The sequence below is a fragment of the Aeromonas sp. 19NY04SH05-1 genome (assembly GCF_040581895.1).
Taxonomy (GTDB): Bacteria; Pseudomonadota; Gammaproteobacteria; order Enterobacterales; family Aeromonadaceae; genus Aeromonas; species Aeromonas enteropelogenes.
The window spans coordinates 1,191,193-1,211,739 of sequence record NZ_CP095328.1; the positions used below are offsets into that span (position 1 = coordinate 1,191,193).

General features: G+C 61.9%; 21 protein-coding genes and 1 tRNA gene. 10 read left to right on the forward strand and 12 right to left on the reverse strand.

The genetic code is table 11. From position 1 onward, the window contains the following. Window positions 1-55: 55 nt before the first annotated feature. The 4 genes from MRK42_RS05620 to lolB all read right to left on the reverse strand — a co-directional run bounded on the left by MRK42_RS05620 (window position 56) and on the right by lolB (window position 2,677). Window positions 56-1,003 carry a ribose-phosphate pyrophosphokinase gene (locus MRK42_RS05620; RefSeq protein ID WP_026457470.1) on the reverse strand — a complete coding sequence of 316 codons (948 nt, stop codon included), beginning with the start codon at window positions 1,001-1,003 and terminating at the stop codon, window positions 56-58. 171 nt (window positions 1,004-1,174) lie between these two features. Beyond that, a tRNA-Gln gene (locus MRK42_RS05625) sits at window positions 1,175-1,249 on the reverse strand. A 1-nt stretch (window position 1,250) separates the two neighbouring features. Next, window positions 1,251-2,099 carry a 4-(cytidine 5'-diphospho)-2-C-methyl-D-erythritol kinase gene (ispE, locus tag MRK42_RS05630; RefSeq protein ID WP_338612438.1) on the reverse strand — a complete coding sequence of 283 codons (849 nt, stop codon included), beginning with the start codon at window positions 2,097-2,099 and terminating at the stop codon, window positions 1,251-1,253. Continuing rightward, complete coding sequence (lolB, locus tag MRK42_RS05635) at window positions 2,099-2,677, reverse strand: lipoprotein insertase outer membrane protein LolB (protein ID WP_338611899.1); 579 nt, start codon at window positions 2,675-2,677, stop codon at window positions 2,099-2,101. The genes ispE and lolB overlap by 1 nt, the downstream gene beginning before the upstream one ends. Before the next feature lie 126 nt (window positions 2,678-2,803). On the opposite strand from lolB, the gene hemA reads away from it, so the two are divergent. The 6 genes from hemA (at window position 2,804) to kdsA (ending at window position 8,300) form a co-directional block, all read left to right on the forward strand. Then, window positions 2,804-4,063, forward strand: coding sequence for a glutamyl-tRNA reductase (gene hemA / locus MRK42_RS05640; protein WP_042025634.1), 1,260 nt, complete (start codon window positions 2,804-2,806; stop codon window positions 4,061-4,063). A 51-nt stretch (window positions 4,064-4,114) separates the two neighbouring features. Beyond that, entirely contained in the window at window positions 4,115-5,203 is a 1,089-nt protein-coding gene (gene prfA, locus MRK42_RS05645) for a peptide chain release factor 1 (RefSeq protein ID WP_026456914.1), read from the forward strand. Window positions 5,204-5,264: 61 nt separating this feature from the next. Next, window positions 5,265-6,116 carry a peptide chain release factor N(5)-glutamine methyltransferase gene (gene prmC / locus MRK42_RS05650; RefSeq protein ID WP_338611900.1) on the forward strand — a complete coding sequence of 284 codons (852 nt, stop codon included), beginning with the start codon at window positions 5,265-5,267 and terminating at the stop codon, window positions 6,114-6,116. Window positions 6,117-6,175: 59 nt separating this feature from the next. Then, window positions 6,176-6,559, forward strand: coding sequence for a SirB2 family protein (locus tag MRK42_RS05655; protein ID WP_042072238.1), 384 nt, complete (start codon window positions 6,176-6,178; stop codon window positions 6,557-6,559). Between the two features lie 12 nt (window positions 6,560-6,571). Further along, on the forward strand, window positions 6,572-7,372 hold the full coding sequence (locus MRK42_RS05660; protein ID WP_338611901.1) for a tetratricopeptide repeat protein: 801 nt from the start codon (window positions 6,572-6,574) through the stop codon (window positions 7,370-7,372). Window positions 7,373-7,445: 73 nt separating this feature from the next. Beyond that, the gene (gene kdsA, locus MRK42_RS05665) at window positions 7,446-8,300 is read left to right on the forward strand and encodes a 3-deoxy-8-phosphooctulonate synthase (protein WP_026456910.1); all 855 of its coding nucleotides are present in this window, start codon (window positions 7,446-7,448) and stop codon (window positions 8,298-8,300) included. Window positions 8,301-8,439: 139 nt separating this feature from the next. On the opposite strand, the gene grcA is transcribed toward kdsA, so the two are convergent. Continuing rightward, entirely contained in the window at window positions 8,440-8,820 is a 381-nt protein-coding gene (gene grcA, locus MRK42_RS05670) for an autonomous glycyl radical cofactor GrcA (RefSeq protein ID WP_042025630.1), read from the reverse strand. A 565-nt stretch (window positions 8,821-9,385) separates the two neighbouring features. Here grcA and ung point away from each other — a divergent pair. Both ung and MRK42_RS05680 read left to right on the forward strand, forming a co-directional pair. After that, the gene (gene ung / locus MRK42_RS05675) at window positions 9,386-10,054 is read left to right on the forward strand and encodes a uracil-DNA glycosylase (protein ID WP_042025629.1); all 669 of its coding nucleotides are present in this window, start codon (window positions 9,386-9,388) and stop codon (window positions 10,052-10,054) included. Window positions 10,055-10,133: 79 nt separating this feature from the next. Then, complete coding sequence (locus tag MRK42_RS05680) at window positions 10,134-10,685, forward strand: hemerythrin domain-containing protein (protein ID WP_042025628.1); 552 nt, start codon at window positions 10,134-10,136, stop codon at window positions 10,683-10,685. A 101-nt stretch (window positions 10,686-10,786) separates the two neighbouring features. Here the strand turns inward: MRK42_RS05680 and MRK42_RS05685 are convergent, their stop codons facing one another. From MRK42_RS05685 to MRK42_RS05695, 3 genes are all read right to left on the reverse strand, one after another. Beyond that, window positions 10,787-11,611, reverse strand: a complete 825-nt coding sequence (locus MRK42_RS05685; protein ID WP_338611902.1) for a helix-turn-helix transcriptional regulator — start codon at window positions 11,609-11,611, stop codon at window positions 10,787-10,789. Window positions 11,612-11,622: 11 nt separating this feature from the next. Then, the gene (locus MRK42_RS05690; protein WP_338611903.1) at window positions 11,623-12,159 is read right to left on the reverse strand and encodes a YbhB/YbcL family Raf kinase inhibitor-like protein; all 537 of its coding nucleotides are present in this window, start codon (window positions 12,157-12,159) and stop codon (window positions 11,623-11,625) included. 197 nt (window positions 12,160-12,356) lie between these two features. Continuing rightward, window positions 12,357-13,613: an adenylosuccinate synthetase gene (locus tag MRK42_RS05695; RefSeq protein WP_042072231.1), complete on the reverse strand. Its 1,257-nt coding sequence runs from the start codon at window positions 13,611-13,613 to the stop codon at window positions 12,357-12,359. 171 nt (window positions 13,614-13,784) lie between these two features. On the opposite strand from MRK42_RS05695, the gene MRK42_RS05700 reads away from it, so the two are divergent. Beyond that, window positions 13,785-14,717, forward strand: a complete 933-nt coding sequence (locus MRK42_RS05700) for a LysR family transcriptional regulator (protein ID WP_338611904.1) — start codon at window positions 13,785-13,787, stop codon at window positions 14,715-14,717. A gap of 65 nt (window positions 14,718-14,782) precedes the next feature. Here the strand turns inward: MRK42_RS05700 and MRK42_RS05705 are convergent, their stop codons facing one another. After that, window positions 14,783-16,069, reverse strand: a complete 1,287-nt coding sequence (locus MRK42_RS05705) for a TAXI family TRAP transporter solute-binding subunit (protein ID WP_338611905.1) — start codon at window positions 16,067-16,069, stop codon at window positions 14,783-14,785. Window positions 16,070-16,134: 65 nt separating this feature from the next. Next, entirely contained in the window at window positions 16,135-17,280 is a 1,146-nt protein-coding gene (locus MRK42_RS05710; protein ID WP_338611906.1) for a PatB family C-S lyase, read from the reverse strand. A 184-nt stretch (window positions 17,281-17,464) separates the two neighbouring features. On the opposite strand from MRK42_RS05710, the gene MRK42_RS05715 reads away from it, so the two are divergent. Beyond that, window positions 17,465-18,637, forward strand: a complete 1,173-nt coding sequence (locus tag MRK42_RS05715) for an MFS transporter (protein WP_061475592.1) — start codon at window positions 17,465-17,467, stop codon at window positions 18,635-18,637. A 4-nt stretch (window positions 18,638-18,641) separates the two neighbouring features. Here MRK42_RS05715 and MRK42_RS05720 read toward each other — a convergent pair whose 3' ends face one another. Beyond that, on the reverse strand, window positions 18,642-19,532 hold the full coding sequence (locus MRK42_RS05720; protein WP_026457839.1) for a LysR family transcriptional regulator: 891 nt from the start codon (window positions 19,530-19,532) through the stop codon (window positions 18,642-18,644). Between the two features lie 107 nt (window positions 19,533-19,639). Beyond that, window positions 19,640-20,395, reverse strand: a complete 756-nt coding sequence (locus MRK42_RS05725) for a YciK family oxidoreductase (protein ID WP_338611907.1) — start codon at window positions 20,393-20,395, stop codon at window positions 19,640-19,642. Window positions 20,396-20,547: the final 152 nt, after the last annotated feature.

A 20,547-nucleotide genomic window follows, 5' to 3' on the forward strand; every position in this document is an offset into this window, starting at 1 on the left:
GGGTGCTAGAAAGACGAAAACCGCCGGTAGGCGGTTTTCGTTGATACAGCATCCATCAATGCTCGAACATGGCAGAGATGGACTCTTCGTTGCTGATGCGACGAATGGCTTCGGCCAGTACGGTCGAGAGGGTCAGTTGCTTGACCTTGCCAACCGCCTTCATCTCCGGGGTGAGCGGGATGGAGTCGGTGATGATCAGTTCGTCGATCACGGAGTTCTTGATGTTGTCGACGGCGGAGCCGGAGAAGACCGGGTGAGTCGCGTAGGCGAATACGCGCTTGGCACCACGTTCTTTCAGGGCTTCGGCGGCCTTGCACAGGGTACCGCCGGTGTCGATCATGTCATCGACGATGATGCAGTCGCGGCCGGCAACGTCACCGATCAGATGCATGACCTGGGAGACGTTCGGGCGGGGACGGCGCTTGTCGATGATGGCGATGTCGGTGTCATCCAGCAGCTTGGCGATGGCACGGGCACGGACCACGCCGCCGATGTCCGGAGAAACGACAACAGGGGCCTCGAGGTTCTTGGACTTCATGTCTTCCAGCAGCACCGGGCTACCGAACACGTTGTCTACCGGAACGTCGAAGAAGCCCTGGATTTGCTCGGCATGCAGGTCAACGGTCAGCACGCGATCCACACCGACGCTGGAGAGGAAGTCGGCGACAACCTTGGCGGTGATGGGCACACGGGCGGAGCGGACGCGGCGGTCCTGACGGGCATAACCAAAATAGGGGATAACGGCAGTGATACGGCCAGCTGAAGCACGACGCAGTGCATCCACCATGACGATCAATTCCATCAAATTGTCGTTGGTCGGGGCACAGGTGGATTGAATGATGAAGATATCGCCACCACGTACATTCTCGTTGATCTGTACGCTGATCTCGCCGTCGCTAAAGCGACCTACGGCAGCATTGCCGAGTTTGATAAACAGGCGATCTGCGATCTTCTGGGCTAGTTCCGGCGTTGCGTTACCAGCAAACAGCTTCATGTCAGGCACGGTTTGAAACCTCGGGGTTGCATCCAGTATGTGGGGGAGTCTGAAATCAGACCCGGATCGTTTGGGGGCAAACGATTTATCAAGATAACGAGCAAGATGTCTGCCGCAGTGAAACGGAGCACTTCAGGTCGGTGGGCGAGCACGACATCGCCCACGCTTCCTCGCTCAAATTGGCTGGGGTACTAGGATTCGAACCTAGGAATGGCGAGATCAAAACCCGCTGCCTTACCGCTTGGCGATACCCCAATCATTTGAACTGTTGCAAAGTGACAAAGAGTGGTGATATGTTCTCGCCCTTGGCGACAAACCCATCCAGCCCCTTCGGCACTTTGGCCAACACTTCCCGAGCAGTCACTTCGTCTTCAAACTGAGCAAAGACGCAGGCTCCTGTGCCCGTCATTCTTGACGGCGCGTATTCTAGCAACCAGCCGAGCGCATTGGCAACCTCGGGGTAGCGCTTTTTCACCAGTAATTCGCAATCGTTTTTCCACTCCCCTTCCAGCAGATTGTGCAATGCCATCTTCGGGGTATCTCTCGGCAGGTCCGGATCCTGGAACACGGCCGCGGTCGCCACATGGCAATCTGGCTTGAGCACCAGATACCAGGCAGAGGGCACTTCGACGGGTTGCAGCCGCTCGCCCACTCCCTCGGCAAAGGCGGCTCTGCCGCGCACGAATACCGGCACGTCGGCCCCCAGCTGGACGCCGAGATCCGCCAGCTCGTCTTCGCTCAAACCGGCCTGCCAGAGATGGTTGAGGGCCACCAGGGTAGTGGCCGCATCCGATGAGCCGCCGCCGATGCCGCCGCCCATGGGCAAGACTTTTTCCAGCCGGATATGCGCTCCCTGCGGGCTCGGCAGTTTTGCCTGCAGCAGGCGGGCGGCGCGAATGATGAGGTTCTGTTCATCGGGTACGTCGGGAATGGCCGGGCTCAGGGTCAGCAGATTGGTGCCGGGGAGCGGGTCGAATTCCAGCCAGTCGCCGTGATCGAGGAAGATGAACAGGGTCTGCAGTTCGTGATAGCCGTCCGGACGACGGCCATTTACGTGGAGAAACAGGTTGAGTTTGGCCGGTGCCGGCCAGCGGGTCGGGTTCATCAGCGAGCGAGAGTCCATTGGTTGATCTGAAGCTTGAGGCGGCTGCCCTGGCCGGTCATGGTGAGCTGGTGTGGCAGACGGTAGCCATCCTGATCCCGATAGTCGCCATAGGCTATCTGCCACTGACCGTCACGGATGCTGGCCAGGCTGGCGTCGGGATTGAGCTCGAATTCGGCCTGGCCCGGCAGCCCCTTGATCCACTCCGGCAATCCGGCGACCGGGATGTGCCAGCCGGTGAGCTGATAGACCAGCGCCTCGGCATCCTGGCTCTGGTGGCGGTTGCCATCGCTGTCCAGCAGGGTGATCTCGCCCTTGTTGCGGGAGAGCTCCAGAATGCTGGTGCCGATCAGGCTGGTGAGGTTGAGGCGATAGTCATCGCCGTCCTGCTGCCAGTTGAGGCGGGCGCTGCCCTTCTGCTGGGGGGTGATGATGGCCATCTTGCCGGAAAGCTGCCAATGGGTCAGCTGCTCGAGCCGGGTACGCTCCTGGTTCCAGTTCACCTGGTCCCGCTGGGGCTGGGTGGTGGCACAGCCGCCGAGGATCAGCAGGCAGGCGAGGGTGAAAATACGTAGCAGCAAGGCAAGGCTCCAGAGAGGGGAATTTGCCACAGTATACGGGGCGGCCGTATTGCTTTTAAAGACTTACCCTTTCTCGTACAATTGGCAGCCTTTGCACCCAGCGTATGAAATGACCGTCGCCCACTCATGAGTTTGCTTGCCCTCGGAATCAACCACAACACCGCCAGTGTCGCCTTGCGAGAAAGGGTCGCCTTTGGCCCGGACTGCATCGATCGCGCCCTGCGTGAGCTGGTGAGCCAACCCGGCGTCAGCGAGGCGGTGATCGTCTCCACCTGCAACCGGACCGAACTTTATTGCAATCTGGACGGGGAGCAGCAAGAGGCAGTATTGCGCTGGTTGCAGCAGTTTCACGGGCTGGATGCGGCCGAACTGGTCAGCGCCATCTATCAGCACCATGACGAAGAGGCGGTGCGCCACCTGATGCGGGTGGCCTGCGGTCTCGACTCCCTGGTGCTGGGAGAGCCGCAGATCCTGGGGCAGATCAAGCAATCCTACGCCCATGCCCAGCAGTCGGAAGCGATCAAGGGAGCGCTGGAGCGCCTGTTCCAGAAGTCCTTCTCGGTGGCAAAACGGGTGCGTACCGATACCGAGATCGGGGCCAGCGCCGTGTCGGTAGCCTTCGCTGCCGTCAGCCTGGCGCGGCGGATCTTCTCCGATCTCTCCCAGACCAAGGTGCTGCTGGTCGGCGCCGGCGAGACCATCGAACTGGTGGCCCGCCATCTGCGCGAGCAGGACGTCACCCAGATGATGGTGGCGAACCGCACCCTGCAGCGGGCCCAGACCCTGGCGGCCGAGTTCGGCGCCCAGGTGATGACCCTCGAAGAGATCCCGGATTACCTGCACGAGGCGGACATCGTCATCAGCTCGACCGCGAGCCCCTTGCCCATCATCGGCAAGGGCATGGTGGAGCGGGCCCTCAAGGCGCGCCGCTTCAAGCCCATGTTCCTGGTGGATATCGCCGTGCCGCGGGATATCGAGGCCGAGGTGGACGAGCTTTCTGACGCCTATCTTTACACCGTGGACGATCTGCAGGGGATCATCGAGCAGAACCTCGAGACCCGCAAGCGGGCGGCCGCCGAGGCGGAACTCATCGTGCAGGAAGAGCGCGACGAATTCATGGGCTGGTATCGCGGCCAGAATTCGGTGGATCTCATCCGCGACTATCGTCAGCACTCCCAGCAGGTCGCCGACGAGGAGCTGCAGCGGGCCCTGCAGGCCCTGGCCCAGGGCGAGAGTGCCGAGCAGGCGCTCAAGGCGCTGGCCCATCGCCTCACCAACAAGTTGATCCACGCGCCGACCCAGGCCCTGCGCCAGGCGGCCTCCCAGGGTGACGAGAGCGCCCTGTCCCGGTTGCGCCAAGCGCTGGGGTTGTCACAAGAGTCATAGTGTTCGGGCGGCCAGCCGGTCGTCCTCTCCTCCATTGAGATTGCAAGAGTTATGAATCCGTCACTGATCAGAAAGCTGGAAGGCCTCATCGAGCGCCACGAAGAAGTACAGGCCATGCTCGGCGAGCCGGACGTGGTCTCGGATCAGGAGCGTTATCGCGCCCTGACCCGGGAATATGCCCAGCTGGAGGATATCGTTCACGCCTTCCAGCGTTTCCGTCAGGCCCAGGAGGATCTCGAGACCACCCAGCTGATGCTGGAGGAGGAGGATGCCGACCTGCGCGAGATGGCGCAGGAGGAGCTGCCGGTCGCCAAGGCGGCGCTGGAGGCACTGGAGCAGGAGCTGCAGGTGATGCTGCTGCCTAAGGATCCCAAGGATGACAACAACTGCTATCTGGAGATCCGCGCCGGGGCCGGTGGTGATGAGGCGGCGATCTTCGCGGGCGACCTGTTTCGCATGTATTCGCGTTTTGCCGAGCGCCAGGGCTGGCGCGTCTCCATCGTCAGCTGCAATGACGGGGAATATGGTGGCTACAAGGAGGTGATCGCCAAGATCGATGGCGAGCACGTCTACGGTCGTCTCAAGTTCGAGTCCGGTGGTCACCGGGTGCAGCGGGTGCCGGAAACCGAATCCCAGGGGCGAGTACATACCTCCGCCTGTACCGTCGCCGTACTGCCCGAGGTGCCGGAGGCCGAACAGATCGAGATCAACCCGTCCGAGCTGAAGATCGACACCTTCCGCGCCTCCGGTGCCGGTGGTCAGCACGTCAACAAGACCGACTCCGCCATTCGCATTACCCACCTGCCGACCGGCCTGGTGGTGGAGTGCCAGGACGAGCGCTCCCAGCACAAGAACCGCGCCAAGGCGATGTCGGTGCTCTCCGCCCGTCTGCAGGCGGCCGAGGATGAGCGCCACCGCGCCGCCGAGCAGAGTACCCGTCGCAACCTGGTGGGGTCGGGGGATCGCTCCGAGCGCATCCGCACCTACAACTATCCCCAGGGGCGTCTCTCCGAGCACCGGATCAACCTCACCCTCTATCGCCTCTCCGAGATCCTGGAAGGGGATCTGGACTGCGTCATCACCCCGCTGGTGCAGGAGTATCAGGCCGATCAGCTCGCTTCCCTGGCCGAGAGCAATTGATGCAAATGCAGATCCGGCAAGCTCGCATTCAGAGTGGGACGAATAAGGTGGGGGGAAACTGATGCAAATCCAGCAAGCCCGCGCCCACATCATGGCGACCCTGGCGGGGGGCGAATCTCCCCGCGCCGATGCCGATGTGCTGCTCTGCCATCTGCTGAAGTGCCGGCGCAGCTACCTGATGACCTGGCCCGAGCGCGAACTCGATGCCGCCCAGCAGGCGACCCTGCAGGGCTGGCTCGTCCGTCGCCTCAATGGCGAACCCATCGCCCACCTGGTGGGGGAGCGGGAGTTCTGGTCGCTGCCCCTCAAGGTGAGTCCGGCGACCCTGATCCCGCGCCCCGATACCGAGGTGCTGGTCGAACAGGCGCTGGCACGGTTGCCCGACGGCCCCTGCGCCCTGCTGGATCTGGGCACCGGCACCGGCGCCATTGCATTGGCGCTCAAGTCCGAGCGGCCCGATGCCGATGTATGGGCGGTGGACAGGATGGCGGATGCCGCGGCCCTGGCCCGCGAGAACAGCGCCGCGCTGGATTTGCCCATCACGGTTCGCGACGGCAGCTGGTTCGCGCCGCTTTGCGATCCGCTCTTGGGTAAGGCCCCCCGTTTCGCGGTGATTGTCTCCAACCCGCCCTATATCGACGGCGCCGATCCTCATCTCGAGCAGGGGGATGTGCGCTTCGAACCCCGTTCGGCCCTGGTGGCCGACGAGGCGGGGCTGGCGGATATTCGCCACATAGTGGCCGAGGCGCCTGGCCATCTGCTGGCGGATGGCTGGCTACTGCTGGAGCATGGCTGGGAGCAGGGCGCCGCCGTGCGTCAGCTGCTGCTGGCGCGTGGCTATCGCGCCGTGACCACGGTGCGCGATTACGGGGACAACGAGCGGGTAACCCTGGGCCAGTGTCCGGCCTGCTAAATCCTTTACAACCGGTTTGACGAGTCGCTGGGTGATGACCCAGCGGCCAAGGATTGAATATGTATTTTGTGCTCAAGCATCTGCACCTGACCCTGATTGCCGGGGCCGTGCTCTTGTTCATGGTTCGCTTTTACTGGGTTCAGGCCGGCTCTGACCGGGCCTATAGTGCCCCCGTGCTGAAGGTGAGCGGCCTGCTCAATGGCCTGGTAGTCCTCTCGGGCGTGCTGCTGTGCATGGTGCTGGATCTCAACCCCTTCAACAACGGGACTCCCTGGCTCAGCGAAAAGCTGATGGGCATCCTGGTGCTGGTGTTTCTGGCCGCCATGGCGTTGCGGCTGGCCAAAAGCAACCTGGTGCGCTGGTGCTCCTTTCTCGGAGCACTGGGATGGATCTATTTTATTGCCAAGCTGGCACTGCTCAAACAGGCGAGTTTGTTCGGTTAAGGCATGAAGACGATGTTACGTATAGACGAATGGACCGACTTTGAAGCCCATGATCTCACCGAGCTGGCGCTGGCGGTGAGTCATGAGGTATATGGCTCGGCCGGGCAGGGGCTGCGCGAGCTGGACTTGCTCGAGGAGTGGCTGGATGAACAGATAGCCGAGGGCACCTGCGACGAGGTGCGCCAACAACTGCTGGAGGGCTTCTACCACAGCCTTGGCTTTTACGGCGACTGGCAGGGTTATTTCTCGGCGCAGAACTGCGACATCAACCAGGTGCTGATGCAGCGCAAGGGGATCCCGGTCAGTCTCGGTATCCTCATCATCCAGCTGGGACGCAAACTCGGGCTGGATGTGGAGGGGATCTGCTTCCCCGGTCACTTCCTGGTGAGCTTTGCCGGTGGTGAGGGGGAGGTCTATGTCGATCCCTTCACCGGTGACGAGCTGACCCTGGCCCGTATCGAACTGCTGCTGCGCGGCGCCCTGGGTGATCTGGCAACCCTGACCCCGGACTATTTGCAGCCCTCCGGTCAGTGGGAGATCATCGAGCGGCTGCTCAACGTCAGCAAGGGAGCCCTGCTGCGGGAAGATCGCATGGCCGAGGCCCTGCGCTGCAGTGAACTGCTGCTGCGGATGAAACCCGGCGATCCCCTGGAGACGCGGGATCGCGGCTTCATCTACGAGCAGCTCGATTGCCCCCGCCAGGCGGCGGAAGATTTTGAATATTTCATTGAACAATGCCCGGATGATCCGGTGGCAGATGTGCTGAAGGCGCAGCTGGCCGCGCTGGATCTGACTCCCAAGCCCCTCCATTAAGGAGGCCTGGGAATTGAAACAGAAGAATATCAAGGCCGGTGTGCCCAAGCCTCTTCACTTAAGGATGCCCGAGATGGAACAGAAGAATATCAAGATCAACCAGATCGACGTCGCCAACGACAAGCCGTTCGTGCTGTTTGGTGGCATGAACGTGCTGGAATCCCGCGACATGGCGATGGCGGTGTGCGAGAAGTACGTGGAAGTGACCAGCAAGCTGGGCATTCCATTCGTGTTCAAGGCGAGCTGGGACAAGGCCAACCGCTCCTCCATCCACTCCTACCGCGGTCCGGGTCTGGAAGAGGGGATGAAGATCTTTGAGGAGCTGAAAGCGACCTTCGGCATGCCGGTCATCTCCGATCTGCACGAGCCGTGGCAGGCCAAGCCGGTGGCCGAGGTAGTGGATGTCATCCAGCTGCCCGCCTTCCTGGCGCGCCAGACCGATCTGGTGGAAGCCATGGCCCGCACCGGCAACGTCATCAACATCAAGAAGCCGCAGTTCCTCAGCCCAAGCCAGATGAAGAACATCACCGACAAGTTCGAGGAGTGCGGCAACGATCGCCTGATCCTGTGCGAGCGCGGTGCCAACTTCGGTTACGACAACCTGGTGGTGGACATGCTGGGCCTGGGCGTGATGAAGAAGAGCACCGGCGGCTACCCGGTCATCTTCGACGTGACTCACTCCCTGCAGTGCCGCGACCCTCTGGGCGCCGCATCCGGTGGCCGCCGCGAGCAGGTGACCGAGCTGGCTCGTGCCGGCATGGCGGTCGGTCTGGCGGGTCTGTTCATCGAATCCCACCCGGATCCGAAGGTGGCCCGCTGTGATGGCCCGAGCGCCCTGCCGCTGGAGAAGCTGGAAGGTTTCCTCAAGCAGATGAAGGCTATCGACGATCTGATCAAGGGTTTCGAGCCCCTCGATACCTCTGCCTGATACTGGCAATGGATAGCAAAAGGCCCCGCGATGCGGGGCCTTTTTGTTTGGCGAGTCTGGCTTGTGGCCATGAAAAACGGCCCCCGGGGACCGTTTTTGAGGGCAGGCTGTGCAGCCCGCCGTCACGACAGAGTGTGGATCACAGGCTCTGGGTGAAGGTACGGGTTACCACGTCACGCTGCTGTTCCGGGGTCAGGGCGTTGAAGCGCACTGCGTAGCCGGACACACGGATGGTCAGCTGCGGGTATTTTTCCGGGTTGGCGATGGCGTCTTCCAGGGTTTCGCGACGCAGCACGTTGACGTTCAGGTGCTGGCCACCTTCAACGGCCGGCTCGGCCTGAACCGGCAGCTCGCGGTATTCGAACTGGCCCAGCTCGGCGATCTGGACTTCCTGATCGGCAGCGAAGGCATCGCCTTTGGCGCAGATGCAGCGAGCCTGTTGCTTCTCTTCGTCCAGCAGCCAGAAAGAGTTCAGCAGAGCGGTGTTGGCGGCCTGGGTGATTTGAATGCCTTTGATCATGGTATGACTCCTCAATGGGAAGCGGATCCGACTGTAAGGAAATTACCCTGATGTAGTTAAGCTACCGCGAATGTCGATGGCTTAAAGGGGCCTTGCCTTACACCTTTACTTTGATGGGGTCATATATACCACGGTGGGATTATTACGAAAATTGATCCAAATCAATAAAATCCCACTTAGCTTGCGCCAAGTAGGATTAAATTATTGAGTTGAATCAAAAATAGGTCATTTTTCTGATTTCGTAAGATATCCAAATCATACATCTTTTATCTATTTAATCTAGTAATTTAACTACATGTTTTATCTTGTTTTTAAGATAAACGGGTAGCCGGCAGATGACTGATGGAAAGGAAATTGACGGTGAAGGAAACGGTTGCAGCGCGCGACTCCATCTGCAGCGGTTACCAGGGAGAAAACCCGATATATCCTGATCGGGTGGGCCTGTGTGTGGTGGTGTCATGTGATCGCAGGCAAGTGATGCTGTCCATTATGCCTTGTCGCGGTTGCGTCTTGCGGGCTGGCCCCCTATCCTGAGCCCTTCGCCGTATCAAGTGAGGAGTTCGGGGTGCTGACCTGGAGTGATGTGATTGGCTCGGAAAAAGAGCAGGACTATTTCAAGAGTACGCTGGCGACGGTGCGCAGTGAGCGGGAAGCGGGCAAGGTGATCTATCCACCCGCTGCCGATGTCTTCAACGCGTTCAAGCTCACCGAACTGGATCAGGTCAAGGTGGTGATCCTGGGTCAGGATCCGTACCACGGCCCCAACCAGGCCCATGGTCTCTGTTTTTCCGTGCTGCCCGGGGTGCGCACCCCGCCCTCACTGGTCAACATCTATAAAGAGATGCAGCGGGATCTGCCAGGGTTTGTCACACCGGATCACGGCTTTCTCGAATCCTGGGCCAAACAGGGGGTGCTGCTGCTCAATACCGTGCTGACGGTGCAGGCCGGCCAGGCCCACTCCCACGCACATCTGGGCTGGGAAACCTTCACCGACCGGGTGATCGAGCAGATCAATGCCAGCTGTCAGGGCGTAGTCTTCCTGCTCTGGGGCGCCCATGCCCAGAAGAAGGGGCGTTTCATCGACCGGCAGCGCCATCACGTGCTGACCGCCCCCCATCCCAGCCCGCTTTCTGCCCACCGTGGCTTCATCGGTTGTGGCCATTTTTCCGAGACCAACCGGCTGCTGGAACAGCAGGGCAAACAGCCCATCCAATGGAATTCAGTCTGCGGCTGACTTGATTGAGTGCAAAGTTTGGCCGGCAGATGACCGTATACTCAGGGAAGTGACAGTTTATTTCAGCGAAGGAGTGCCTATGTTATCCAGTCTGCACAAGGATCATCTCAACATCGCCCGGCTACTTGGGCTGCTCAAGCACAAGCTGGCAGCCATTCAGGCCGAGCAGCCCATCAGCTACTTTCTGATCCGCGATGTCATCGACTATCTGCGGGAGGTGTCTGACAAGTACCATCACCCCAAGGAAGACATGATCTACGAGTACTACCTCAAATACCGGGTCGTGGAGGGGGAGGTCGCCAATCGTCTGCAGGAGGAGCACGCCAAGCTGCTGGAGGCGGGCACCGAACTCAAGGAGATGGTGGAGATGATCCTGATGGATGCGGTGATCCCGCTCGACCAGTTCACCGGCAAGCTGGAACGTTTCGTAGCGCTGCAGGAGGCGCACATGAACTACGAGGAGGGGGTGATCTTCCCCCTGCTGCGGGACACCCTGACCGAAGATGACTGGCGTCATCTGGAGCAAAACTGGCAGAACCGTGCCATCGGTGATCCCCTGTTCGGGGCCGAGGTGAGCCAGAACTTTCAGGCGCTGGCCCAGCGTCTCTCGCTGCCTCCGGTGAGCGTGTAATAAGGCCAGATTGCACCATCAACAAATAGATAAACGGCAAAAGGCCTCCATCCGGAGGCCTTTTCATATCTGGCAAACACCCTGCAGCTTGGCCATTTCGACTACCCATGTGCTAGCCGGGGGCGTCTTTCTCGGGGCCGGATTGCGGGGGAGGGACAGGTTTGTCGATATTGGTGCGGGGTCAGGCCGAACTCCTGCTTGAAGCGGGCGGCGAAGCGACTGGGGGAGTCGTAGCCGCAGGCGAGGGCAACCTCCAGCGGGGTGAGGGATTGCTGCAGCAAGGTGAGGGCATGGCTCATGCGCACCTGGGCCAGCAGTTGGCGAAAACTGCGACCTTCACTGGCCAGCTTGCGCACCAGGGAGGCACGGCTCATGGCGAAGTGGGGAGCAACCCCCTCCAGGGTATGGTCGGCGCCGGGCTCCACGCCGAGATAGCGGGCCAGCCGCTCCCCCAGCGTCATGGTGCGGGCCGGATAGAGCAGATCGAGGGCCCGGGCGGCGTGCAGTTCGGCATAAAAGCCCTGTAGCAGCTCGGCCTGGGTTGCCTCGCTCACTCCCCGCTCGGCCATGGTGGTGACCAGCTCGAAGCAAAATGCCAGCCCGGGGGTCACCTTTACCCTGGGTTCTCGCTGCCCCTTTGGAGCCGCGGCGGTGGCCGATAGCCAGGCATCGGGCGGCGGCGCCAGCAGAGTCAGGGCATGGGAGCGAAATGTGCCCTGCTCCGGCTGGTTGACGAAGGTGAGCTGGTGGCCCGCCGGGATCAGCAGCCAGCTCCCCCTGTCAAACGTCAGGCGCCGCTCTTTCCACCACAGCTGTTTGTTCCCCTGTTTCACCCAGATGAGGGTTGGGGCATAGATGAGCACCCGGTGCAGGGGCTGCTGGCGGATCCCGAGGTAGTGCTGCTGTTGCAGCAGGGGCGTGCTCATCCGTCGGGCTCCTAGTGGGTGACGAAGGTGGCGGTCAGGGTAGCCTTGCCAAGGGCCATGGCGTTGAGCTGGTAGCCTACCATGGCGGGCGGGGTATCTGCCTTCACCTCCAGATCCTGGGGTAGGGCCCAGGCGGTGAACTGGTAGCGGTGCATGCCGTGGCCTGCGGGCGGGCAGGGGCCGCCGTAGCCCTGGCTGCCGAAGTCGGTTCTCAGCTCCAGCCCCTGCTTGAGCTTGCCGGAGGCGTTGGTCGGCAGCTCGCTCTGGCTGGCCGGCAGATTGACCACCAGCCAGTGCCACCAGCCGCTGCCGGTGGGGGCATCCGGATCATAGGCCGTGATGGCGATACTCTTGGTGCCGGCGGGCAGATCCTGCCAGCTCAGCTGGGGCGAGCGATTCTCGCCGCTGCAACCAAAGCCGTTGAAGCTGAACACCTTGTCCATCGGCTGGCCTTCGCGGATGTCGGTGCTGCTCAGGGTCATGGCGCCGGCAGGCAGGGCGGCCAGACAGAACAGGGGCAGCAAAGCGGAACGCAGGGGTAATCTCATAAGGTGACTCCTCGTGTGGTAACGGGTTCACTTTAGCCAAACAGGGATAAATGGAAGTCACGTAACGGCTCAATGAGGCGTTATCCAGGCCATTATATGAGTCGATATGTTGTTTGTGAGATTAGTGAGGGGGAAGAGAGAGATAAAAAAACCGGCATCCAGGATGCCGGTTTTTATGTGCCGAGAGGGCGGGCGACTTAGCGCAGGATCATCTCGTCACGACCCGGGCCGACGGAAACCATCGGAACAGGTACGCCGAGCAGCTCTTCGATGCGCAGCACGTACTGCTGGGCAGCCTTGGGCAGCTCTTCGAAGGTGCGGCAGCCGCTGATGTCTTCGCTCCAGCTCTCCATCTGCTCGTAGACGGGCTTGAGGGCGGCAGTTTGTGGCCAAATCGGGTTTTCGGTGTGGGCACCTTCGTAAGCCACGCAGATCTTCAGATCCGGCAGACCGGTCAGGCAGTCCAGCTTGGTCAGGGCCACTTCGGTGGCAGCCTGCAGCTCGACACCGTTTTTGGTGGCGACGGCGTCGAAGTAGCCGACGTCACGGGGACGGCCGGTGGTCGCGCCGAACTCGTTGGTGATCTTGCGGAACTCGTCCTGGTTCTCCATGGCGGTCAGCAGGGTGCCGGTACCGACGGAGGAGCTGAATGCCTTGGCCACGGCGATGACGCGCTCCGGGCGCAGACCCGGCAGGCCGCCACCGATGCCGGCGTAGGCACCGGAAACGTGGGAGGAGGTGACCCAGGGGTATTCGCCGTAGATGAGGTCACGGCCGGCGCCCAGCTGTGCTTCGAACAGCAGGGTCTTGCCTTCGGCCTGCAGGGCCTTGAGCGGCATGCTGACGTTGCAAACGGCGTCGATCCAGGAGGCGGAGACTTCCAGCAGCCAGTCGGCCATTTCCTGGGCGGTCTGGGCAAATTCGAAGTCCGGATAGAGAGCCTTCATCTGCGGCAGTTTCCAGTCCAGCATGAACTGGATGCGCTCGACCAGCACGTCCGGCTGTTTCAGCCAGCCAACCAGGATCGCTTTCTTCATGACGCGATCGCCGTAGGCGGGAGCAATGCCCTGACGGGTGGAGCCATAGGCACCGTCACCCAGACGCTGCTCTTCCAGGGTATCTTCCAGTGCGTGCAGCGGCAGGCACAGGGTGGCGCGGTCAGAGATGGCCAGCTTGGGAGTGATGCCGGAGGCTTTCACTTCGTCGAGTTCGACGGTGAGCTTCTCGGGGCTGATCACCATGCCCGGGCCGAGCACGACCAGGCAATCCGGGTTGAACACGCCACTCGGGACCTGGTGCAGCTTGAAGGTGCCAAGATCGTTGACCACGGTGTGGCCGGCGTTGTTGCCGCCCTGGAAGCGAATGCTGGCACCGGCTTGGCCTGCCAGATAATCCACGATGCGGCCCTTGCCTTCATCACCCCAGTTGGCACCTACGACTACGATAGACGACATGACTCTTTCTCCTAAGACGTTAGGCATCCATCCTAGGAGCCTGATGTGGATTAGAAAAATTAATTATCTTTATAATTCCGATAATAAAACCATATAATTGTGGCCGTTTTAGCGGCAACTGCTCACTCTGTTGCCGTGCAAAACCCCGCGAGACGGGAGTTGAGGAGTCACATGCTGGATATTCACTGGCTGCAAACCTTTGTCACTCTGGCCCGGTTGCAGCACTTTGGCCAGACCGCCACCGAGCTGCACATGACCCAGCCCAACGTCAGCCTGCACATCAAGCGGCTGGAGCAGGCGACCCGGGTACGACTCATCGAGCGCAGCCCGTTTCGCCTGACCCAGGCGGGGGAGCGACTGCTGCAAAGCGCCGAGCGCGCCATCGCCGAGTTGCAGCTGTGCCAGTCCGACCTCAATGCGCTCAATCAACTAAGCCAGGGGACGCTCGCCATCGCTGCCAGCGACATCATCTCCCGCCTGTTGCTGATTCAGCCGTTTCAGCGCTTCAAACGGGAGTTTCCCGGCATCGACCTCACCCTGTTCAACACCACTTCAGATCAGGCGGCGGAGCTGGTCAAGGCGGGCAAGGCGGATCTCGGCTTCGTGATGGCGCAAAAGCGCAGCGAGCCGCTCTTCTATACCGAGCTGCAACAGGTGACCTGGTGCGCGCTGGGTCACGGGCTGGCCCGTTGGCAGGCGCGGGCGCAGGCCGGGGTTGGGGGGGATGAGAGAAAGAGCGATCCCCTCGATGAGCCGACCCTGATCCTGCTGGGGCACGACACCCGCACCAGGGCGCTTATCGACCCCTCCCTGCCGCTGCTGGGGTTGCCCCCCTGTCGCATCATGGAAGTTGGCAGCGTGGATGCCCAGCTGGATTGGGCCGAGGCGGGGTTTGGCGTGGCCATAGTGCCCGACTTCTCGCTGCACCCCAGGCTCAACCTGACCGCTCCCGTCACCAGTCTGACCGATTTTCCCGGTACCAGCCTGGGTTACGTGGTGCGCCAGAACCAGGTGCTGTCGCGGGCCATCAAGCAGTTGCTGGTCTGGGTGGAGGAGGAGATCCAAAAACCCAACCCCTATCTGGCGCGGGAAGCCTCGCAGTGATGCGAACGTCATAAATCAAAGGGGCAGCTGCGGCTGCCCCTTTGATTTTGTTGGGTTTGCCCGTTTCAGGGCTGCGACGGCGTCGTGTCGCCGGCGGCCGCTTCCGGCACAGATTCATCTGCTGGAGTCGTCCCTTGCGCCGCGCTGGTGGTTGCTTGTTCCCTGTTATCCGGTGTGACGGCCTCTGGCGGCGTCGCTGCCGACACCGTATCTGGTGATTCGGTATTCGGGGTTGCCGCATCCGGGGTCGCCCGGGTTGGTGAGGTGTCGCTGGCGGGTTCGGTGGCAACGGCGGCGCTGGCGACATTGTCTGCGTCGGCAGGGGGTTCTGTGGTGGCCGGTTCGGGAGTATCCCTTTTCGGGGCATCCTGCAGCGAATCATCCGGCATCAGCAGTTCAGGGGCCAACGGCAGGGGCTCGGGCGCCTGATCCGACATGCCGGCATGGAGGGGCAGCTCGGTCTGCGCCTGCAGACGCTCCACTGTGATCTTGCTGAGGGCCGGGTGCAGCCGGCTGAACTGCTTGACCCGTGCCAGCAGGGTGTCGCGCACGGTGCGCACTATGGGATCCGGCAGGCTGGCCAGCGCCACCAGTTCGGCGCTCATGCCGATGTTGTTGATGGCGGTGATCTGCCCCGGATAGAGGTTGGCAGCGATGCGGCTGCGCTGGTAGTAGGGATGCTCCTTGAGCAGGCGATCGATCTGCTCCCCTTCAATGGGGATGAGGCGCACCTTGCAGCGGCCGGCCAGATCGCCGATCGCCAGGCTGGGGTGCCCGGCGACGATAAAGGCGGCATCCAGACTGCCATCGCACAACCCCTCCAGCGGATCCCGGCCCGGGGTGAGCTGATAGGCGGCAAACTGGCCGGAGTGCCACCCCATGGCGTTCATCAGGGCCTGGCTGGTAGTGGGCTCGCCGGCGCCGGGTTCACCCGGATAGACCCGCTTTCCTTCGATATCCGCCAGGGTGGTGATGCCGCTGGTGGGGCTGGCCAGCAGGGTCAGCGACTCCTGATAGAGGCGAAACAGACTGCGCAGTTTGTGGTTGGCGCCTTGTCCGCTGAAAGGTCCGGTACCGTGCAAGGCGTGGTGGAGGATATCGGACTGCACCAGCGCCAGCTGCACGTCCCCCTCTTCCAGCGCCTTCAGGTTGGCCAGAGAGCCGTGGGTACTCTGTACCGTGCAGCGATCGCCGCGCAGGGCATGGTCTGCATTGAGCACCCGACAGATGGCGCCTCCGGTGGGGTAGTAGACGCCATTGACCGGCCCTGTACCTATAGTCAGCGCCTGGCTGGTGACAGGCAGCAGGGCGCAGAGGGGGAGCAGAAGGTGACGCAAGATCCGTAAATGCATAGTTGACCGTCAACTGGGGAGTGGGATGAAAGGGATGGGCCATGCCCATCCCGCTTGCTGGGGTATCAGGCTTTGCCGCGACTCAGGATCGCTTTTTCCATTCGGGCCAGCGCCTTGGTCAGGGTGGCACGGGTACAGCCGAAGTTGAGACGCACGAACTGGCCGTCGCCAAACTGGGCGCCCGGCGAGAGTCCGACCCCGGCCTGCTCGAAGAAGGCGATGGGATCATCGAGCCCAAGGCCACTGACGTCGAGCCAGGCCAGATAGGTGGCCTGATGGTTCGCCAGGGTGACACCGGGCCAGCGGGCGACGGCCTGTTCGATCAATGCCAGGTTGGCGGCCAGATACTCGATCTGCTCGCTGAGCCACTGCTCACCGCCCTCGTAGGCGGCCTCGGCTGCCACGAAGCCCAGCAGGTTCACGTCGGCGCTGATGCCGCGCATTGCCTGCTGCAGCTTGAGGCGCAGACGGGCATTGGGCACCACGGCAAACGAACAGCACAGACCCGCGATGTTGAAGGTCTTGCTCGGGGCCATCATCACGGCCGAGCGTTCGGCGGCGTCCGGGCTGATGGCGCCGTAGGGGATGTGGCGGGCGTTTTTATCCAGCAGCAGGTCGCAGTGGATCTCATCGGAGCAGATCACCAGATTGTGGCGCGCGGCGATGGCGTCAATGGCCAACAGCTCCTCGCGGGTGAAGACGGTGCCCCCCGGGTTGTGGGGGTTGCACAGCAGCAGCAGATCGGCGGAGGGGGCCTGACGCTCCAGCTCCTCCAGATCCAGCACCCAGCGGCCCGCCTCTTCCACCATGGGCACGGTGAGCAGGGGACGGTCATTGAAACCGGGAGCCTGCAGGAAGGGGTAGTAGACCGGCTTGGGGGTGATGATGCCACGGCCATGCTGGCTCCAGGCCTTGCAGGCGAGGTTCAGTCCCGGCACCACGCCGGGCAGGAACACCAGCCACTCTGGTTGTATGGTCCAGCCGTAGCGGGTTGCCAGACGTTCGATGATGAGTTCGATCAGGCGGGGCGAGGGGCGTGAATAGCCGAAAATGCCGTGGGCGACGCGCTGGGTGAGCGCCTCGATGACGGCGGGAGGGGCGGAAAAATCGGTGTCGGCAACCCACATGGGCAGCACGTCCTGACCCTTGTACTTGTCCCATTTCAGGCTCATGGTGCCACTGCGGTCTATTTCCCGATCAAAATCAAACATGCGAACTCCTTGTGCTGGCCGGATGGGCTTTCACTCTACGGGGTCGCGGCCTTGCTCGCAAGGCGCAAGCGGCGGGAGGCCAGCCTTGAGTCGGTTGTTGATAATGGCATAAGATGACTGGCGCTATTTTGAACGGCGATAGTCGTGAATCCCTTCCTTACATTCTCCAGCCAGTGGTAATGCTATGAGCTTGTCGATAGCGGCGGTTAAGCGCCCGGATCCCGTTTCCCTCTCGTTTCTGGCCGTGACCTTCATGACCGGGGTCGCCGTCGCCCTGCAGGTGCCGACCCTGAGCCTGTTTCTGGCCGAAGAGGTGCAGGTGCGCCCGTTTTTGGTGGGGGCGTTCTACACCGTCAATGCGGTGATCGGCATCCTCATCAGCCAGTGGCTCGGCCATCGCTCCGACAACAGGGGGGATCGCAAGCAGCTGATCCTGCGCTGCTGCTTCGCCGGCGTGGCGCTCTCCTTGCTGTTTGCCTGGAACCGCAACTACTGGCTGCTGGTGAGCCTGGGGGTACTGCTCGCCAGTCTGGCCGCCACCGCCAGTCCCCAGTTGTTTGCCCTGGCGCGGGAGTATTCCGACAGCCGCAACAAGCGGGCCGACATGTTCAGCTCGGTGATGCGGGCCCAGTTTTCCCTGGCCTGGGTGATAGGGCCGCCCATCGCCTTTGCCCTGGCCATCGGCTATGGCTTTGAACTGATGTACCTCGCCTCCGCCCTGGCCTATCTGCTCTGTGCCCTGGTGGTGTGGCGCTGGCTCCCCTCACTGCCCCTGCCTGCCGCGAGCAGTGACCAGGAGCGGGTGAGCAGCTGGCGGGATCCGGCGGTGCGCGCACTCTTCATCGCCTCCACCCTGATGTGGACCTGCAACAGCATGTACCTCATCAACATGCCGCTCTACATCACCCGGGAGCTGGGGCTGGACGAGAAACTGGCCGGCATCCTGATGGGCACGGCGGCGGCGCTCGAAATTCCCTTCATGCTGCTGGCGGGTTACTACACGACGCGGCTGGGCAAGCGCCCCATGATGCTGCTGGCGGTAATGGCTGGCGTCGCTTTTTACGGTGGACTGGTGACCCTGTCCGGTCAGTACGCCCTGATTTCGCTGCAGCTGTTCAACGCCATCTTTATCGGGATCGTCGCCGGGATCGGTATGTCCTACTTTCAGGATCTGATGCCGGGGCGGGCGGGGGTGGCGACTACCCTGTTTGCCAACAGCATACGGACCGGCTCCATCATGGCGGGGGCCATCGCCGGTACGGTGGCGGAGCTGTGGGGTTTTCACGCCGTCTTCATGGTGGCGCTGGGATTGGCGCTGACGGCGCTCGCCGCCTGCTGGCGGGTACCCGAGGTCTGAGGCTTCAGCCCTCTTGCCGGGCGTCGCTCTGGTATTCACTGCGCAGGCAGCGCAGCAGCAACTCGGTGGCGGGGCCCAGGGAGTCGGGAGAGAGGGTCAGCAGATAAGTATAAAGATGGCGCTCGCCGCCATTTTCCAGATCCAGCTGTACCAGGGATCCTTCGCTTAGTTCGCGTTCCACCAGATGGCGCGGCAGCCAGGCATAGCCCAATCCCTGATGCAGCATGGCGATCACCTCGTGGTAGTGGGTTGCATTCCAGCCGGTATCGTCTGCATCGTTCCAGTCCACCGAGCGGTGAATGGGCGGATGCAGGCTGATCCGGTTATGACCGGTCAGGGCATCGTTGCCCAGTGGTTGTGGCAGCGTGGCCAGGGGGTGATGGGCGGCGCACAGAGGTAGCAGGCAGATCTCATCGAGCAGCAGACCGGTGCGATCGCCGGGCAGGTGCTCTGAAATCATCAGATCGCCGGGTTGCAACGCATTGAAGTGACAGTGAATACGCTCATGCAGGTTGACGCGGCAGCCGCGGCTGCGGGGGTAGAAGTGGGCCAGTGCCCGGTAGAGCCGCTCCCTTGGCTGCAGCGCCGAGACGTAGAGGTTGATCTGCGGCTCCCACTGGCGCTCCAGGTTGTTGGCCAGGTTCTCCAGCTCCTCCACCTGCTGGCTCAGCTGGCGGGCACGCTTGAGGAAGATCTCCCCCGCCGCGGTCAGCACCGCCTTGCGCCCGCGCACCTCCAGCAAGGGCACCCCCAGACTCTGTTGCAGCTTGGCGACTGCATGGTTGAGGGAGGACTGGCTCTTGTTCAGGGCTTCTGCGGCCTGGGCGTAACCACCACAATCGACCACTGCCTGAAAGATCCGCCATTGCTCAAAGGTGCTTTTGGGACGAAACATAGTTCAACCTGGTTGGGATGGAGTTGCCGGGGAAATCACACAGGGGGCCGTGACCCCCTATGGAATTTAACCCCTGCAACAAGTATGGCTCCGGATATTGTATTGATTTATTTGGGTTGGGCCACGAAGGTCTGGCCGGTTTGACCACGACTGTCCGGCCCCATCAGATAGAGATAGAGCGGCATCAGGTCGGCCGGGGTCTTGAGGGTCTGCGGATCTTCCGCCGGGAAGGCGCTGGCTCGCATCCGGGTGCGGGTGCCACCCGGGTTGAGGCTGTTGACCCGCACCTGGGTGTTCTCCAGCTCGTCCGCCAGCACTTCCATCATGCCCTCGACGGCGAACTTGGAGATAGCGTAGGTGCCCCAGTAGGCTCGTCCCTTGCGCCCCACGCTGGAGGAGGTGTAGACGATGGAGGCATCGCCGTGCTCCTTGGCGGTCTGGCGAATGAGGGGCAGCAGCGCCTGGGTCAGCAGGAATTCGGATTTGACGTTGACCTGCATCACCTCGTCCCACTCCTTCTCCTGGATGTGTTCGAACGGTGACAGGGTTCCCAGCAGGCCGGCGTTGAACAGCACGCCATCGAGGCGACCAAACTGCTGGGCAAAGGTCTCGGCCATGCCGCGATAGTGGGCGGCGGTGGCCCCTTTCAGATCCACCGGAACGATGGCGGGCAGGGGATAACCGGCGGCTTCAATCTGGTCATACACGGCCTCGAGCTTGGCGCTGGTGCGGCCGAGCAGGATCACGGTGGCGCCGTGAGCGGCGTAGGTGAGGGCCGCCTCGCGGCCGATCCCGTCTCCGGCACCGGTGACCAGAATGACCCTGTCCTTGAGCAGATCGCGGGGTGCCTGATAATCGAGCATGACAACTCCTGTTAACAAATTCTGGGCATAAGTGCATGGCAATCGGGGGCAAGTGTACTGATCCGGGCGCCTGTTTGGCCAGTCGATGACAAGAAAAATGTGAAGAAAATAGAGAGGTTGTGTTGGTCAAGTTGGTTTTTTGACGCGCTGGC